The sequence below is a fragment of the Streptomyces viridochromogenes DSM 40736 genome (assembly GCF_000158955.1).
GTDB classification, from domain to species: Bacteria; Actinomycetota; Actinomycetes; order Streptomycetales; family Streptomycetaceae; genus Streptomyces; species Streptomyces venetus.
On record NZ_GG657757.1, the window covers coordinates 4,516,705 to 4,533,751 of the forward strand.

Annotated in this window: 13 protein-coding genes; 5 read left to right on the forward strand and 8 right to left on the reverse strand. The window is 70.5% G+C overall.

From position 1 onward, the window contains the following. Window positions 1-21: 21 nt before the first annotated feature. The 6 genes from SSQG_RS19860 to SSQG_RS19885 all read right to left on the reverse strand — a co-directional run bounded on the left by SSQG_RS19860 (window position 22) and on the right by SSQG_RS19885 (window position 7,506). The gene (locus SSQG_RS19860) at window positions 22-2,376 is read right to left on the reverse strand and encodes a hypothetical protein (RefSeq protein ID WP_039933171.1); all 2,355 of its coding nucleotides are present in this window, start codon (window positions 2,374-2,376) and stop codon (window positions 22-24) included. Window positions 2,377-2,485: 109 nt separating this feature from the next. Further along, window positions 2,486-2,863, reverse strand: coding sequence for a hypothetical protein (locus SSQG_RS19865; protein ID WP_003991602.1), 378 nt, complete (start codon window positions 2,861-2,863; stop codon window positions 2,486-2,488). Window positions 2,864-3,520: 657 nt separating this feature from the next. Next, a complete protein-coding gene (locus SSQG_RS19870; protein WP_003991603.1) occupies window positions 3,521-3,862 on the reverse strand; it encodes a hypothetical protein in 342 nt (113 codons plus the stop codon). A 97-nt stretch (window positions 3,863-3,959) separates the two neighbouring features. Beyond that, window positions 3,960-4,217, reverse strand: a complete 258-nt coding sequence (locus SSQG_RS19875; RefSeq protein WP_003991604.1) for a DUF6458 family protein — start codon at window positions 4,215-4,217, stop codon at window positions 3,960-3,962. A gap of 86 nt (window positions 4,218-4,303) precedes the next feature. Next, a complete protein-coding gene (locus tag SSQG_RS19880) occupies window positions 4,304-5,602 on the reverse strand; it encodes a M18 family aminopeptidase (RefSeq protein WP_003991605.1) in 1,299 nt (432 codons plus the stop codon). A 77-nt stretch (window positions 5,603-5,679) separates the two neighbouring features. After that, window positions 5,680-7,506 (reverse strand): acyl-CoA dehydrogenase, encoded by a 1,827-nt coding sequence (locus SSQG_RS19885; protein ID WP_003991606.1) that lies wholly within the window; start codon window positions 7,504-7,506, stop codon window positions 5,680-5,682. 174 nt (window positions 7,507-7,680) lie between these two features. On the opposite strand from SSQG_RS19885, the gene SSQG_RS19890 reads away from it, so the two are divergent. Next, entirely contained in the window at window positions 7,681-8,142 is a 462-nt protein-coding gene (locus tag SSQG_RS19890) for an SseB family protein (protein ID WP_003991607.1), read from the forward strand. A 139-nt stretch (window positions 8,143-8,281) separates the two neighbouring features. Here SSQG_RS19890 and SSQG_RS19895 read toward each other — a convergent pair whose 3' ends face one another. Then, window positions 8,282-9,031 (reverse strand): TetR/AcrR family transcriptional regulator C-terminal domain-containing protein, encoded by a 750-nt coding sequence (locus SSQG_RS19895; RefSeq protein WP_003991608.1) that lies wholly within the window; start codon window positions 9,029-9,031, stop codon window positions 8,282-8,284. Between the two features lie 141 nt (window positions 9,032-9,172). On the opposite strand from SSQG_RS19895, the gene SSQG_RS19900 reads away from it, so the two are divergent. From SSQG_RS19900 to SSQG_RS19910, 3 genes are all read left to right on the forward strand, one after another. Continuing rightward, window positions 9,173-10,672, forward strand: coding sequence for an MFS transporter (locus SSQG_RS19900; RefSeq protein ID WP_039933174.1), 1,500 nt, complete (start codon window positions 9,173-9,175; stop codon window positions 10,670-10,672). Between the two features lie 169 nt (window positions 10,673-10,841). Beyond that, window positions 10,842-11,819, forward strand: a complete 978-nt coding sequence (locus SSQG_RS19905; RefSeq protein WP_003991610.1) for a pirin family protein — start codon at window positions 10,842-10,844, stop codon at window positions 11,817-11,819. 65 nt (window positions 11,820-11,884) lie between these two features. Continuing rightward, complete coding sequence (locus SSQG_RS19910) at window positions 11,885-12,973, forward strand: AI-2E family transporter (protein WP_003991611.1); 1,089 nt, start codon at window positions 11,885-11,887, stop codon at window positions 12,971-12,973. On the opposite strand, the gene SSQG_RS19915 is transcribed toward SSQG_RS19910, so the two are convergent. Continuing rightward, the gene (locus tag SSQG_RS19915; protein ID WP_003991613.1) at window positions 12,928-15,066 is read right to left on the reverse strand and encodes a SpoIIE family protein phosphatase; all 2,139 of its coding nucleotides are present in this window, start codon (window positions 15,064-15,066) and stop codon (window positions 12,928-12,930) included. The two genes, SSQG_RS19910 and SSQG_RS19915, sit on opposite strands and share 46 nt — an antisense overlap. 157 nt (window positions 15,067-15,223) lie before the next feature. Here SSQG_RS19915 and aspS point away from each other — a divergent pair, with 157 nt between their 5' ends. Further along, complete coding sequence (gene aspS / locus SSQG_RS19920) at window positions 15,224-16,987, forward strand: aspartate--tRNA ligase (protein WP_003991614.1); 1,764 nt, start codon at window positions 15,224-15,226, stop codon at window positions 16,985-16,987. The last annotated feature ends 60 nt before the right edge of the window (window positions 16,988-17,047 follow it).

Consider the following 17,047-nt stretch of genomic DNA (forward strand, 5'->3'; position numbering starts at 1 on the left):
CCGGACCCGGCGACATCGTCGTCACACCCCCAGCTCCTCCGGTGCTTCCTCGTCGTCCGTGACCGTTTCCTCCGGGGCGGCCTTCCGGCGCAGGTTCTCCACGTCGGTCTGCAGGCCGATGAGCAGCTTGTGCAGTTCGTCGAGGACGGTCACCGGGACGATGGGGGTGTGGCGGCCGACCTCCGGTTCGAGGAGGAGCAGCCGGTCCAGGGCGTCCCGGGCGCCGGTGACGCTCTGCCGCAGGACGTACCGGTGTTCGGCGGCCCGCTGGCTGGCGGGCCGGGACACCTCCTGCGGCCGGCCAGGGGCCGGATGGGTGGACGAGCCGGCCTCTGTGCTCCCTGCCGTGCCGCTCTCCTCGCCCCCGTCGCCCGGCACGCTCTCGTCGGCTTCCGCCGAGCCCGTCGCCGGTCCTGCCGCCGGTCCCGCCGCCGGGGCCCCGGCCCCGGGCCCCGGCTGGGGCGGCACGAAGAGGGCCTTCGGAGGGTGTGCCTTGAGGGCCCGGTCCGGGTTCGACGCCCAGACGACGTCCCACTGGTGCAGCATCACCGGCACGCCGTCGGCGTCGCGCTCGATCTGGTCGGGTTCGCCGAGGTCGGTCTTGAAATGCACGTACGGCGTGCCGGCCTCGCCTTCCGTCTTCTGCTTGTGGATGAGCTGGCGCATCGTCACGGCGTTCTCGGGCAGGGCGTCGCTGCGGAACCGGTTCGCGGCCAGGGCGAGGGTCCACAGCCCCAGCTCGTTGTGCTGCTGGGACAGGTCCTCGACGACCTGGTTGACGTCGGCGCGGAACGGGACACCGCCCTTCTCCTTCGCGGCGTTCAGGGCCGATCCGACGTTCCGGGTGAGGAGCTTGTCGGCGATCAGCGCCACGCCCCCGGCCACGGCCAGGGTGCAGCGGGCGTCCCGGTCGCCGAGCAGGGCGGGCTTCACCAGGCTGGTGAAGTCGTCCGTGGGCAGGGGCTCCCACTCCTGGATCACGTCGGAGGTGAGGACACCGCCGTTGTTCCAGGCGTTGCGGGCCTGGGTGGTGACGTGCTTCTTGTACGAGCGCCAGGGGAGGTCGATCAGCGGACCGAGCAGTTCCGCGAACCCCTTCAGGCCCATGCGCTTGCCGCCCTTGATGGCCTTGGCCTGGTCCTTCAGCGGCTCGAGGAGCTCCGGGCGGGTCAGCGCGTGCACCAGGTAGACGCTGCGCCACAGGGCGGTGCCGGGCGGGGCCGTGCCGCCGTCGGCGGTGAACACCGAGGGGAGCTCCTCCACCGGGATCCGGCCGACGGCGAGCCCGTAGACGACCTGGAGGTCGTCCTTGGGGACGAGCGAGTCGCCGAGCTGGATCACGCGCTTGAGGGCGCGGGTGGCGACCTCGACGTTCTGTGCGGCCGCGTCCCACTGCTTGAACTCGACGTGGACCGAGGCCAGTACGGAGCGGATCGCGTCGTCGAAGATGTCCTCGGCGGCCAGCAGATGCCCGGGGTGACCCTCCGCCCCGACGGCGATCTGGGCCGGGAGGACGTAGGTCTGGGCGATCTGGGCGGCGCGGGTCCCCGGCTCCTCCATGGCCATGGCCTGGGCGAACTCCTCCCTGAGCGCCCGGCGCCATCGCTCGCGGCCGGTGGCCAGCCGCTGCCCGAGCGGGTCACCGCCGGGCCCCGGGGACACGGTGGGGTTCTTGCCGAACAGTGAGTCCACCGCGAGCCCCGCCGCCTCCGCCGCGTCCGCGTCCGGCCCGGCCTGCACGGCCCAGGCGCTGGCGAGCCGGGTGATGCCGTCCCGGACGACCAGGGCGTGGAAGGACTCGGTGCCGTCCTCGAAGGTGATCTCGACGGGGTGGGTGATGAGGTTGCGGGTGACCTTGCGGGCGAGGATCGAGGGCGCGTAGCTGTTGAGCGACAGGGTGCCGTGGATGGTCTGCCACACGTGGTTCCGCAGGTGGGCGAGGTCCTGGTACCGGTAGCGGACGATGGCGCAGGGCCGGTCTTCGTCGGTGATGCCCTGGACCTGCGGGTCGGGGATCTCCATGACCTCCATGCCGGTGCGGGGCTGGATGCCGGGCAGCACTTCGCTCAGGTGGACCCGGGTGACCACCGAGTGCAGGGTCGCGCCGTCGACGTTCTCCACCATCAGCAGCCCGGCCGGCTCCTCGGGGGTGGGCCGTAGCTGCACGGCCACTCCGTCGGGCCCGGTCGTGGCGCGGGCGACGGCCCGCCAGGCGGCCTCCGGCAGGAGCGTCACCGGGTTGGCCCGGCCCGCCGCCACCACCTTCGCCAGCTCCGCGTCCCCGGTCGCGACCGGCAGATCGGGCTCGACATTGGACACCAGTACGGACTCGGAGCCCCACTGCACGGTGAAGGAGCGGGGAGCGTGAACGGGCATGGGTGCTGTCCTCCGGGACATGGGAGCGGTGAGGCGGTGAGGGTGTGGAGGGGGAGCAGCGGCCCGTGGCTCTCGGGCCGCTGCTCGGGGCTCGGCGGACCGGGTTCCGTCAGATGCCGAGGGGCCGTGCGGCGTCCGGCAGCAGCTCGGGGAGCCACTCCCACAGGAACCGGCGGTGGTGGGACCGGGCGTAGTGCTGGTAGGCGCAGTACGCGACGAACTCCGCCGCCTCCAGCAGGCCTGTCACCTCGGCCGTTGCGCACGGACCACCCTGGGCCGGGCTCGGCGCGGCGGGGGCGGGAGCGGAGCCGGGGGTGAGCTCGTACCAGGCGGTGACGGCCGGGGTGCGGATGAGGGCCAGGGCGGACGACCTGTCCCTCGCGTGCCGGGCGGACAGTCCGCCGAGGACGGGCCCCGGGTCGTCGCGGCGGGGCTCATGCCCGTCCGAGGCGTGCCGACGGTGGTCCCCGGGCAGCCGGGCGACCACCCTCCCAGCCCGCGGCGCAGGACGCGGCGGTAACCCAGCTGTTCGGCCTTGCTCGGCCCGCGCCGGGCCGACGGGAACCGCGGCCTGCCCTGCCCGGCGGCGAGTTTCCTGGCGCGAAGCATGTCACCGCGCCTGATGTTCAGCGCGGGGTCCGCGTACAGCTCCTCGCGGAACTCGCCCCAGACGTCCAGGGCTTCCTTCGACTCCAGGGCCTCGTAGGACAGGTGGAGCCATCCGGCGACGGACATGTCCGGGCCGCCGGACAGGACCGTGAAGTAGACACTCCCGGGTGGATTGTTCGCGTTCGCGAACATGGGAGATATGTGTTCGTCCTCGCCGCCGGCGGCGAGGACGGCAGGGTGGTTCTCGGAAGCGCTCAAGGCTCAACTCCAGTGCATGACAAGGGATGTCATGGAGCCTCCGCTGCAACGCGGTGCTCGTGCGTTGCAGGCGCCTCGCTTCGCACGCCGATGAAACTACTGTCTGCGCGGCGGGTCACCAAGCCGATCGGGCGGTTCGGTCGAACCTGGACGAATGCCGGTCCGAATCGATCCGATCGGGACGCGATCAGGAGCGATAGAGAGCGATAGAGAGCGATAGAGAGCGATAGGAAGCGTGAGGGAACGACCGGGGCGCGAACGTGCGGCGGGCGGTCGCCTACGAACCCAAGTGCCCCAGCGCTTCGGGGTAGTTGTCGAAGAGCCGGGGCAACGGGCTCTGCCCGAGCTTGTCGAGGGCGGCGAGCGTCGAGGCGACGGCCACGGTCTGTCCGAGGGTGCTGTTCTTCTCGATCACGAACACGTACTCGTTCTCGGACGTCGGCAGGCGCCGGGGCAGCGTGATGAGCCCGAGCTTGTCGAGTTCCTTCGAGATCTCGTCACACAGCTCGGCGCTCAGACGCTGCCGCTCCGGCGCCGCGTACTTCTTGATGAAGCGCATGGAGAGCCGTTTGATGCCGTGATCCACCTCGACGGCATGAGCGATAACGGTGAAGTTCATAACTCAGCACACTACTGAATTAGTTGTCGAGTTGACTGGGAGTTGAGTCGAGAGCCTCCTGGATGCTCGGGCGACCCGGGGTGCGGACCTCGCTGTCCTACACCCCGTACCCGTCGCTGTACCCGTCGCGCCGGTGGTGGTGGGCTGCCGGGTCGTCGACGACACCCGGGGCCGTGGGGGGTACCACCACGCGCCTGCGCCGGTAGATGCTGCTGAACGTGGTGACGCCGATCAGTCCGACGATCATGAAGATGATGCCGACCAGGTCGAGGTTGACCCCCTGCATGTCCCAGTCGGTCGCGAACGTGAGGATGGCTCCCACGGCGATGAGGATGATGCATCCGCCGAGGCCCATGAGTTTCGCCTCCCTGTACGGTCCGGTCTCTCCGGTCCGCACTCCGGGTACCCCCGAGGGGAACACCCATGCGGTGGCGGCCCGTTCTACCTCTCCAGGAACGCCGTCAACGCGTTCGCGAGCAGGAACGGGTCGTCGGCGCCGCACAGTTCACGTGCACTGTGCATCGACAGGATGGCCACGCCGATGTCGACGGTCCTGATGCCGTGCCGGGCGGCGGTGATCGGGCCGATCGTGGTGCCGCAGGGCATGGAGTTGTTGGAGACGAAGGCCTGGAAGGGGACTCCGGCTCTCTCGCAGGCCGCCGTGAACTCGGCGCGGCCCGAACCGTCGGTGGCGTAGCGGTTGTTGACGTTGACCTTGAGGATCGGGCCGCCGTTCACGCGCGGGTGGTGCGTCGGGTCGTGCCGCTCCGCGTAGTTGGGGTGGACCGCGTGGCCCGTGTCGGAGGACAGACAGACCGTGCCGGCGAAGGCGCGGGCCCGGTCCTCGTAGGTGCCGCCGCGCGCGAACACCGAGCGTTCCAGCACGTTCCCGAGGAGCGGACCGTCCGCGCCGGTGTCCGACTGGGAGCCGTTCTCCTCGTGGTCGAAGGCGGCCAGGACCGGGATGGCGGGAGGCGTGGACGCCCCGGACGCCACGGCTGCCAGGGCCGCCGTGCCCGCGTGCACCGACAGGAGGTTGTCCATGCGTGGACCGGCCAGCAGTTCGCGGTCGCGGCCCAGGTAGGCGGGCGCTTCCACGGAGTGCGTCATCAGGTCCCAGCCGGTGACCTCGCCCGCGGGGTGGCCGGCCGTCTCCGCCAGGAAGGCGATCAGGTCGCCGTCGCGGACGTCGTTGCCGAGGCCCCAGACCGGCTGCATGTGCCGCTGCTTGTCGAGCTTGAGGCCGTCCGCCGTGACCGAGCGGTCCAGGTGGATGGCGAGCTGCGGGACCCGCAGCAGCGGGCGGTCGACGTTCACCAGCCGGGTCGAGCCGTCGCGCAGGGTGAGGCGGCCCGCGAGGCCGAGGTCGCGGTCCAGCCAGGAGTTGAGCAGCGGCCCGCCGTAGATCTCCACGGCGATCTGGCGCCAGCCGTGCGCCCCGCTGTCGGGGAGCGGCTTGACGCGCAGGTTGGGGGAGTCGGTGTGGGCGCCGACGATCCGGAACGGCGTGTGGGGCGCGGCGCCCTCCGGCACGTACCAGGCGATGATCGCGCCGCCGCGCAGCACGTACCTGCCGCCGTGCGTCCCGTCCCAGGCGTCCGTCTCGGCGACCTGCTTGAAGCCCGCCTTCTCCAGTCGCTCGGCGGCTGTGGCCACGGCGTGGTACGGCGACGGGCTCGCCGCCAGGAAGGTCATGAGATCGTCGGTGTGGCCGCGGTCGAAGCGGGCTGGTTCGGTCATGGTTTCACCTTAACGACGGACGAGGGCCCGTTCCCGGGGTAAGGGAACAGGCCCTCGAACAGAGGACGTGGGGGAGGCTAGAACGCGGCCTCGTCCAGCTCCATCAGGTCCAGCTCGACGCCCTCGGCGACCTTGCGGGCCAGGGTGACGCCCGGCAGGACGTTGGCGGCGAAGAACTTCGCGGCGGCGATCTTGCCGGTGTAGAACGCCTTGTCCTTGGCGGACGCCGTCTCCAGCTTCTCGGCGGCGATCGAGGCGCCCTTGAGCAGCAGGTACCCGACGACCACGTCACCGGAGGCCATCAGCAGGCGGGTGGTGTTGAGGCCCACCTTGTAGATGTTCTTGACGTCCTGCTCGGTGGCCGCGAGGTCGGTGAGCATCAGGCCGACGATGGCCTCCAGCTCGACGGCGGCCTTGGCGAGGTGCTCGCGGGCACCGGCCAGCTCCTCGCCGCCCGTGCCGAGGGCGAGGAACTTCTTGATGTCCTCGGCGAGGGAGTTCAGCGCGGCGCCCTGGTTGCGGACGATCTTCCGGAAGAAGAAGTCCTGGCCCTGGATCGCCGTGGTGCCCTCGTAGAGGGTGTCGATCTTGGAGTCACGGATGTACTGCTCGATCGGGTACTCCTGGAGGAAGCCGGAGCCGCCGAAGGTCTGGAGCGACTGGGCGAGCTGCTCGTAGCCCTTCTCGGAGCCGTAGCCCTTGACGATGGGCAGGAGCAGGTCGTTCAGGGCCTCCAGGGCGGAGACGTCCTCGCCCGCGGACTCCTTGACCTGGATCTCGTCCTGGATGGAGGCCGTGTAGAGGACCAGCGCCCGCATGCCCTCCGCGTACGCCTTCTGCGTCATCAGCGAGCGGCGCACGTCGGGGTGGTGGGTGACGGTGACCTTGGGCGCGGTCTTGTCCATGAAGTTCGCCAGGTCGGGGCCCTGCACGCGCTCCTTGGCGTACTCCAGCGCGTTGAGGTAGCCCGTCGACAGGGTGGAGATCGCCTTCGTGCCGACCATCATGCGGGCGAACTCGATGATGCGGAACATCTGGCGGATGCCGTCGTGCTTGTCGCCGATCAGCCAGCCCTTGGCCGGGTGCTGGTCGCCGAAGGTCATCTCGCAGGTGTTGGAGGCCTTCAGGCCCATCTTGTGCTCGACGTTGGTGGCGTAGACGCCGTTGCGCTCGCCCAGCTCGCCGGTCTCGAAGTCGAAGAGGTACTTCGGGACGAGGAAGAGGGACAGGCCCTTGGTGCCGGGGCCGGCGCCCTCGGGGCGGGCCAGCACATAGTGGAGGATGTTCTCCGACATGTCGTGCTCACCGGAGGTGATGAAGCGCTTCACGCCCTCGATGTGCCAGGAGCCGTCCTCCTGCTGCACGGCCTTGGTGCGGCCGGCGCCCACGTCGGAGCCCGCGTCGGGCTCGGTGAGCACCATCGTGGAGCCCCACTGCTTCTCCGTGGCGACCTTGGCTATGTGCTTCTGGACCTCGTTGCCCTCCTCGAAGAGGATGCCGGCGAAGGCCGGGCCCGAGGAGTACATCCACACGGCCGGGTTGGCGCCCAGGATCAGCTCGGCGTAGGACCAGATCAGGGAGCGGGGCGCGGTGGTGCCGCCGATCTCCTCGGGCAGGCCCAGGCGCCAGTACTCGGAGTCCATGAAGGCCTGGTAGCTCTTCTTGAAGGACGCGGGGACCGGCGCGGTGTTGGTCTCCGGGTCGAAGACCGGCGGGTTGCGGTCGGCGTCGATGAAGGACTCGGCCAGCTCGTTCTCCGAGAGGCGGGTCAGCTCCTCCAGGATGCTCTTCGCGGTCTCGACGTCCATCTCCTCGAACGGGCCGGTGCCGTACACCTTGTCGCGCCCGAGTACTTCGAAGAGGTTGAACTCGATGTCGCGGAGATTCGACTTGTAGTGCCCCATGGCGACGGCTCCCGGCTCCGTAGAGAGATCGGCGAGGCACTGGATCCTCGCGCTAGTTCACGTACCAACAAGTAGCTCCGATGATGCTACCCGTCGGTAATAAGAAGCAACCCCGAACCGGTCATCTGTGACAGGGCACACCGGCGCCGGGCCGCTCTCGGTACGCTTGCGCCCATGTACGGCTACGACCAGACAGCGGGTGCGCAGTACGCCCCTCCGCAGCAGCCGATGTCCGGCGGGTACGGGCAGCAGCCGCCGCTGTACCCCGAGCCGTCCCCGCCCTCGCTCACGGACGCGGTGCGCGCGTTCACCACCGGGCAGATGGCCGCGGAGGACTTCCAGCAGGTCTTCGCCACGTCGAAGGTGTACTGCCCGCGCGGCGACAACCCCGGCTTCCTCGCCCTGCACAACACCCAGCAGCCGGTGATCCCGATGTTCAGCACGCTCAAGGAGCTGCGCCGGTACGCGGGCAAGGAGTCCAAGTACTTCGTGATCACCGGTGCCGAGGTGCTGGACCTGCTGCCCACCGGCTACGGCTTCGTCCTCGACATGGAGGGCGAGCACCGCATGGTGTTCGACGCGAAGGCCGTGGAGCAGATGGTCGAGTTCGCGATGCGCCGGATGTACGGGGGCTGAGCCCCGGCCCAGCGACTGGGCGGGCGCGGCCGCGGCAGCCCTGGGCGGGGCCTGCCGCGGCCGTGCGGGCCTGCCGTCCCTCGCTCATTCGACGGCGGCCGCGAGCGACAAGGGCGGGCGGGTGTGTGGTGACAGGGCTTCAGCGGCCCTTGCGCGGCAGGCGTAGCGCCAGGCCGTCGAGGACGACCTCCAGGCCGTAGGCGAACTTCATGTCGCGCAGGGCCGCGGGGTCGGTCGTGGCCTCCTCGACTTCCGTGTGCGGGATGGCCAGGTGGGCGTGGTCGGCCGCGGCTCGCTGGGCCGCGGGCATGAGGCGGGCGATGAAGTCGGCCTCGGTCTCGCCGGAGCGGGCGACCGTGGTGAGCCAGGCGGCCTCGGCGTTGCTCATGCCGATGACGTACGAGAACAGGGTCTCGATCGCCCGGCTCGGCTCCGGGAACCCCGCCGCGGTGAACAGCGCCGCGAGGCGCTCGGAGAAGCTCATGTAGTTGGGCCCCAGGTAAGCGAGCCCCGCCTGCCCCAGCACCAGGGTCAGCCAGGGGTGCCGCAGCGCCGTCGTGCGGAAGGACCCGGCCGCCTCGGTCACCGCCGCGCGCCAGTCGGGGCCGCCGGCCGGCGGGACGTGGATCTCGGCGGTGACCTCGTCCACCGCGAGCTCCATCAGTTCGTCCTTGGTGGCGACATGCCGGTACAGGGACGTCGCCCCGGCGTTCAGGCGGGCGCCGAGCTTGCGCATGCTGAGCGCCTCGATCCCCTCGGCGTCGAGCATCGCGATCGCCTCCCGCACGATCGCGTCGCGGCTGAGCGCGGGCTGGTCGGTGCGGCGCTGTTCGCGGGCCCAGACGGACGGGATCGGGTTCGGGCCCTTGCTCTTCGTGCTCCTGGTCATCGGCGCTCCTCCTGACGTCGTGCGAACAGCGTGCGCAACCAGCGTACAGAACTCAATGCTTGCGAACACTGTTCCGCTGTGCGTACAGTGTTCGCATCGAAGGAACGGTGTTCGCAGCAAGTGAGTCGGAGGGGAACTGCTATGGAAGCCCGCAATCCACGTCGCTGGTGGATCCTGATCGTGCTGTGCCTCAGCACGCTGGTCCTGGTCGTCGACAACATGGCTCTGACCGTGGCGGTGCCCTCGCTGACCGAGGACCTCGGGGCGAGCACCCAGGACATGCAGTGGATCCTCGACTCCTACACCCTGGTCTTCGCCGGCCTGCTGCTGACCTCGGGGAGCCTGGGGGACCGGTTCGGGCGCCGGAAGGTGATGCTGATCGGTCTGCTGCTGTTCGGGGCGGCCTCGCTGGGGGCGGTGTTCTGTGCGAGTCCGGGTGAACTGATCGCGGTGCGGATCGCGATGGGGGTCGGCGGGGCGCTGATCATGCCGTCGACGCTGTCCATCCTGATCACCGTCTTCGACGAGGACGAGCGGCCCAAGGCGATGGCCGCGTGGGGCTCGGTGTCGATGCTGGGGCTGGTCGGCAGCCCGGTGCTCGGCGGTGTGCTGATCGACCACTTCGCCTGGCAGGCCATCTTCCTGATCAACGTCCCGATCGTCGGTCTCGCGCTGCTGGCCGGTGTGCTGCTGATGCCGGAGTCGAAGGCCCCCTGGCAGAAGCCGGACCCGCTGGGCGCGGTGCTGTCGGCGGTGGGCATGACGGCCCTGGTGTGGTGGATCATCGAGATTCCGCAGCACGGCGCGTTCGGCGGCCGTTCCGTCCTCGTCCTGGCCGTCGCGGTGGTCGCCCTGGCCGGCTTCGTGGTCTGGGAGAACGTCACCCGCTCGCCGATGGTCCCGCTGGTCCTCTTCAAGCACCGCAACTTCAGTGGTGGCTCGCTCTCCCTGGCGCTCGTCCAGATCGGCAACGCCGGCCTGCTGCTGGTCCTGACCCAGTACCTCCAGTTCGTGCTCGGCTGGTCCGCCGTCAAGGCGGGCCTGGCCTTCCTGCCGCTGGCCGTGGCCGCGCTGGCCGGCAACACCGCCGGGGCGCAGCTCGCCGTGAAGGTGGGCAACCGGTTCGTCATCCTCGCCGGGATGCTGCTGATGGCCGCGTCCTTCGCGCTGCTGACCACGCTGAGCGCCGACAGCGGCTTCACGGTCCCGGCCGTGGCGCTGGGAGTCCTCGGCCTGGGCGCCGGTCTGGCGATGCCGGCCGCGGTGGCCGCGCTGATGGGCACCATCCCGGAGGACAAGGCGGGCGTCGGCTCGGCGCTCAACGACACCATCCAGCAGTCCGGCACCGCCCTCGGCATCGCGATCCTCGGGTCCCTGCTCTCCCACGGCTACGCGGACGGGATGCCGGCCGGCGCCCCGGAGCGGGCCAGGGAGTCCATCGGCGGCGCGCTCGCCGTCGCCGGCGGTGACACGGGCCTGGTGCGGGCGGCCCGGGACGCCTTCACCTCCTCGATGTCGACGACCTTCACGATCAGCGCGATCGGTGTCCTGGTGGCGGCCGCGGTGGCCACGCTGGTGATGCGGGACCGCAAGGCGGAGCCCGCCGGAACCGAGAGCGAGGAGCACGAGCTGATCGCCTGAGGCGGACCTGGTCGGACCGGCACCCCTGAAGGGGTGCCGGTCTTCCGCCATGCCGGTGTCCCGTGATTCGCTGCGCCGTCCCCCGGGAATGCCCATCCGGTTTTCTCTGTTTGGGGTGGCAGGAAGTTCAACGCTCAACTAAACTGGGCGTACACGAGGAGGAACCGACATGCCTGCTGTGACCGTCGAGAACCCGTTGACGCTGCCCCGCGTGACCGCGCCGACCGAGGCCGTGGCACGTCCCGTGCTGGCCGTCACGACCGCCCCGAGCGGTTTCGAGGGCGAGGGCTTCCCGGTGCGCCGGGCGTTCGCGGGGATCAACTACCGCCACCTCGACCCGTTCATCATGATGGACCAGATGGGCGAGGTGGAGTACGCGCCGGGCGAGCCCAAGGGCACCCCCTGGCACCCGCACCGCGGCTTCGAGACCGTCACCTACATCATCGACGGGATCTTCGACCACCAGGACTCCAACGGCGGTGGCGGCACCATCACCAACGGGGACACCCAGTGGATGACCGCGGGCTCGGGCCTGTTGCACATCGAGGCTCCACCGGAGCATCTCGTCGTGTCCGGCGGACTCTTCCACGGCCTCCAGCTGTGGGTGAACCTCCCCGCCAGGGACAAGATGATGGCCCCGCGCTACCAGGACATCCGCGGCGGCTCGGTCCAGCTGCTCAGCACCCCCGACGGCGGCGCCCTGCTCCGCGTCATCGCCGGTGAGCTGGACGGGCACCAGGGTCCCGGCATCACGCACACGCCGATCACGATGATCCACGCGACGGTGGCGCCGGGTGCGGAACTCACCCTGCCGTGGCGGGAGGACTTCAACGGCCTGGCGTACGTGCTGGCCGGGCGCGGCAGCGTCGGCCCCGAGCGCCGGCCGGTGCACATGGGCCAGACCGCCGTGTTCGGCGCGGGCTCCTCGCTCACCGTCCGCGCGGACGAGAAGCAGGACTCCCACACGCCGGATCTGGAGGTCGTCCTGCTGGGCGGACAGCCGATCCGTGAGCCCATGGCCCACTACGGCCCGTTCGTCATGAACACCCGCGAGGAGCTCCAGCAGGCCTTCGAGGACTTCCAGAAGGGACGGCTGGGCACGGTCCCGGCGGTGCACGGGATGTCCGAGGCAGGCCCCCAGGGCTGACGCTCCGTCACCCGGGCGGGCCGTTCCGACGGGACGGCCCGCCCGGGGCGTGGTCGGGTGGAGGAGTGCAGGACACCCCCTCATCCGGCCCGGGCCCGCTCCTCCCCGGGCCCGTCCAGCGCCTCGCCGCCTGGTGTGCCGTCCTGCTGCTCGTCTCCGGGGTCGTCTACGTCGGGATCCGGCTGTGCGACGAGTTCCGGGCCGCCGTCGTGCCCGTGCTGCTCGCGCTGCTCGGGACCGCGCTGCTCGGGCCCCTGCACCGGCGGCTCGTGAAGGCCGGGGTGCACCGGTCGGTCGCGGCGGCGCTCACCTGCGTCGCCGTCGTCGCCGTGGTCGGCGGGGCCGTGTACATCGTGGTCGCCGCGCTCATCGACACCGGCGACGAGATCGTCGCCTCGCTCAAGGAGGCCTCCCGGGGCATCGCCGAGCACTTCGGGGCGGCCGGGACCTCGCTGGACGACCTCGCCTCCAACGCCCGGGAACTGCTGAGCAAGTTCGGCGGCACGGCCGCCTCCGGCGTGATCAGCGGATTCAGCGTGGTCGGTGAATCCATCGCTGTGGCGGTCCTCGCGCTGCTGCTCGTCTTCTTCTTCCTGCGCGACTCCGACAAGGCCGCCGGGGCACTGCGGTCCCTGGCGCCCCGCGGATCGGCCGACACCCTGGAGGCCATGGCCCGGCGGGCCCTCAAGGCCGTCGAGGGGTTCATGCGGGGGACGACCCTCATCGCCCTCATCGACGCGCTCTGCATCACCGTCGGACTGCTCCTCCTCGACGTGCCCGGGGCGCCGGGACTCGGAGCGCTGGTCTTCGTCGGGGCGTACATCCCCTACCTCGGCGCCTTCATCTCCGGCGCCGTCGCCGTGCTGGTCGCGCTCGCCGACCGGGGGTTCGTCATCGCGCTGTGGGTGCTCGGGGTGGTGGTCGCGGTGCAGGTGCTGGAGGGGCATGTGCTCCAGCCGGCGATCCAGAGCCGGACCGTGCAGATGCACCCGGCGGTGGTCATGGTGGCGATCACGGCCGGGGCGTCGGTCGCCGGAGTGCTCGGCATGCTGCTCGCCGTGCCGCTCACCGCGGCCGCCTTCGGTGTCGCCGAGGAGCTCCGCACCCGCTACGAGGGCCAGGAGGCGTCGCCCGAGCCGTCCACGGACTCGTAGAGCTCGTACCAGATGCTCTTGCCCTGGCCGCGCGGGTCGACGCCCCACGCGTGCGCGAGCAGTTCGATCAGCACCAGGCCGCGGCCGGAGGACGCCAGCTCCCCCGGTCTGCGCTTGTGCGGCAGGTCGTCACCGGTGTCGGTGACCTCGATCCGCAGCCGCCGCTCCCCCACCCCGCCGGTGATCTCCGCGACGAGCAGCGCGTCGGAGTCGGTGTGCACGAGGACGTTCGTCAGCAGCTCGGACAGCAGCAGCACCGCCGAGTCGCGCTGGTCCGGCGAGGACCAGTCGTGCAGCAGATCACGCAGTTGCTGCCGGGCCGCCGCGATCCGCTCGGGCTCGGCCTGCGCGACCGTCAGCACCGTGCGCCGCACCGGCTGCGGCACGGTCATGGTGTCGCCGCAGCCACAGCCCCCGCCCTCCCGGCTGAGCAGCAGCATGGCGATGTCGTCCTCGCGACGGTCGGTCAGCGGGCCGGTGGTGTGGTGCGAGGAAGGGCCGTGCACCGCCTGTATCAGGGTGTCGGCGAGTTCCTCCAGATCGCCCTTGTGGTCCTCGAGGATCACCCGCAGCCGGTGCCAGCCGGAGTCCAGGTCGTGCCCGCCGGTCTCGATCAGGCCGTCCGTGCAGATCAGCATGGTCTCGCCGGGTTCCAGAGCGAGCCGCGTCGTGGGGTAGTCGGCGTCCGGGTCGATGCCCAACGGCAGGCCGCCCGACGTCGGCCGCGTCAGCACCGTGCCGTCGGACATCCGGAACGCCGGGTCCGGATGCCCGGCGCGGGCGATGTCCAGCACCCCGTTCGCCGGGTCGACCTCGACGTACACACAGGTCGCGAACCGCGGGTCGGAGGGCTCCTCGTCGCCGATGCCGTGCAGGAAGCGCGAGGCACGGGAGAGGACGGCGTCGGGGCGGTGACCCTCGGAGGCGTAGGCCCGCAGGGCGATGCGGAGCTGGCCCATCAGGCCCGCCGCCCGTACGTCATGGCCCTGGACGTCCCCGATGACCAGCGCGAACCGCCCGCTCGGCAACGGGATCACGTCGTACCAGTCGCCGCCGACCTGGAGCCCGCCGCCGGTCGGGACGTAGCGGGCGGCGACGCTCATGCCCGGGATGCGCTGCGGGCCGAGCCTCGGCAGCATCGTGCGCTGGAGCCCGTCGGTCAGCGCCCGCTCACTCTCCGCCAGCCCCGCCCGGGTCAGCGCCTGCGCCAGCATCCGCGCCACCGTGGCGAGCACCGACCGCTCGTCCGGCGTGAACGCCACCGGGTAGGTGAAGGCGGCCATCCACGCGCCCATCGTGCGGCCGGCCACGGTCAGCGGCAGGAACGCCCAGGACCGGCGGCCGAAGCGCTGGGCGAGCGGCCAGGTCAGCGGGTAGCGGGCCTCGTACTGCTCGGGGGTGGACAGATACAACGCCCGGCCGGTCCGTACGACTTCCGCGGCCGGGTAGTCGGTGTCCAGAGCCATGTCGGAGAAGGGGCTGTCGTCGCCCGGCTGCTGCCCGTGGTGCCCGATGACCGTCAGGCGATCGCCCGAGACTCCGAACACGGCCAGGCCGTCCGGCGAGAACCCGGGCATCGACAGATTGGCCGTGACCCGCAGGACCTCCTGCGTGGAGCGCGCCTCGGCCAGCGCCCGGCCCGCGTCCAGCAGGAACGCCTCCCGGGAGCGCCGCCAGTCGCCGGTGACCGCGCTGCGCCCCGCCGGGGTGCCCGGCGTCGGCTCGGTGACCTCCTGAAGCGTCCCGATCAGCCGGTACGCCTTGTGGACCCGGTCGAAGGACGGCTTGGAGCGGCTGCGGACGACCCGGACGATCCGGCCCTGCTCGTCCATGACCCGGATCCGCACCTCGGCGAGGGTCCCCTCGGCGACGGCGAGCTGGACCACGCCGGTGATCTCGTTCCAGTCGACCGGGTGCAGCCGGGCCCGGGCCTGGGCCTCCGTGAGGCTGACCTGTTCGGCGGGCAGCCCGAGCAGCCGTGCCGCCTCGGCATCGACCGTGACCAGCCCGGTGGCGGTGTCCCAGTGCCAGAGGCCGGTCGCGAGGGCGGCGAGAGCCTCCCCCACGGCGGGCAGAGGCTCGCCAGTGCGCATTGCCCTACTTTAAGAAGAGGGGATCGAAGACTGCCACCGAAGACTGAAGTGTGCCCGATCGTTAACTGTGGAGAGCCGATCTTGCCCTGCCCGGTACGCTGGGGACGAGTTTCACGTGAAACACAGACCCCGATCAGCGAAGACTGGATGAACGACGATGCATCGGTACAGGTCCCACACCTGCGGCGAGCTCCGCTCCTCTGACGTCGGCACCGACGTCCGGCTGAGTGGCTGGCTGCACAATCGGCGCGACCTGGGCGGCATCCTCTTCATCGATCTGCGCGACCACTACGGCATCACGCAGCTGGTGGCCCGTCCCGGCACTCCCTCCTACGAGGCCCTCGACAAGCTCTCCAAGGAGTCGACCGTCCGCGTCGACGGCAAGGTCGTCTCCCGGGGCGGCGAGAACATCAACCCCGAGCTTCCCACCGGTGAGGTCGAGGTCGAGGTCGGCGAGGTCGAACTCCTCGGCGCCGCCGCCCCGCTGCCGTTCACGATCAACACCGAGGACGGGGTCAACGAGGAGCGGCGCCTGGAGTACCGCTTCCTGGACCTGCGCCGTGAGCGCATGCACCGCAACATCATGCTGCGCACCGCGGTCATCTCGGCGATCCGGCACAAGATGACGGCGCTGGGCTTCAACGAGATGGCGACGCCGATTCTGTCCGCGACCTCCCCCGAGGGCGCCCGCGACTTCGTCGTCCCGTCCCGTCTGCACCCGGGCAAGTTCTACGCCCTGCCGCAGGCCCCGCAGCAGTTCAAGCAGCTGCTGATGATCTCCGGTTTCGACCGCTACTTCCAGATCGCGCCCTGCTTCCGCGACGAGGACGCCCGCGCCGACCGCTCGCCGGGCGAGTTCTACCAGCTCGACATCGAGATGAGCTTCGTCGAGCAGGAGGACGTCTTCCAGCCCGTCGAGAAGCTGATGACCGAGCTCTTCGAGGAGTTCGGCGGTGGCCGTCACGTCACCTCGCCGTTCCCGCGGATCCCGTTCCGCGAGGCGATGCTGAAGTACGGCTCCGACAAGCCCGACCTGCGCGCCCAGCTCGAACTCGTCGACATCACCGACATCTTCGAGGGCTCGGAGTTCAAGGCCTTCGCCGGCAAGCACGTCCGTGCCCTGCCGGTCCCGGACGTCTCCGCCCAGCCCCGCAAGTTCTTCGACCAGCTCGGTGACTACGCCGTCTCGCAGGGCGCCAGGGGCCTGGCCTGGGTCCGTGTCGCCGAGGACGGCTCGCTGTCCGGCCCGATCGCGAAGTTCCTCACCGAGGAGAACGTCGCCGAGCTGACCAAGCGCCTGTCCCTGGCGGCCGGCCACGCGGTCTTCTTCGGCGCGGGCGAGTTCGACGAGGTCTCCAAGATCATGGGCGCGGTGCGGGTCGAGGCCGCCAAGCGCGCCGGGCACTTCGAGGAGAACGTCTTCCGGTTCTGCTGGATCGTCGACTTCCCGATGTACGAGAAGGACGAGGAGACCGGCGCGATCGACTTCTCGCACAACCCCTTCTCCATGCCGCAGGGCGGCCTGGAGGCCCTGGAGAGCCAGGACCCCCTGGACATCCTCGGCTGGCAGTACGACATCGTCTGCAACGGCGTCGAGCTGTCCTCCGGCGCGATCCGGAACCATGAGCCGGAGATCATGCTCAAGGCTTTCGAGATCGCCGGGTACGACCGTGACACCGTCGAGGAGAAGTTCGCCGGCATGCTGCGCGCGTTCCGCTTCGGCGCCCCGCCGCACGGCGGCATCGCCCCCGGCGTCGACCGCATCGTGATGCTGCTCGCCGACGAGCCCAACATCCGCGAGACCATCTCCTTCCCGCTCAACGGCAACGCCCAGGACCTGATGATGGGCGCGCCGACCGAGCTGGAGGAGGCGCGGCTGAAGGAGCTGCACCTGTCGGTGCGCAAGCCGCAGCCGAAGTAGGCGACAGCGCTGTGAGTGGCCCGGAACCGGCGTCGGTTCCGGGCCACTTTCGTACGCTGG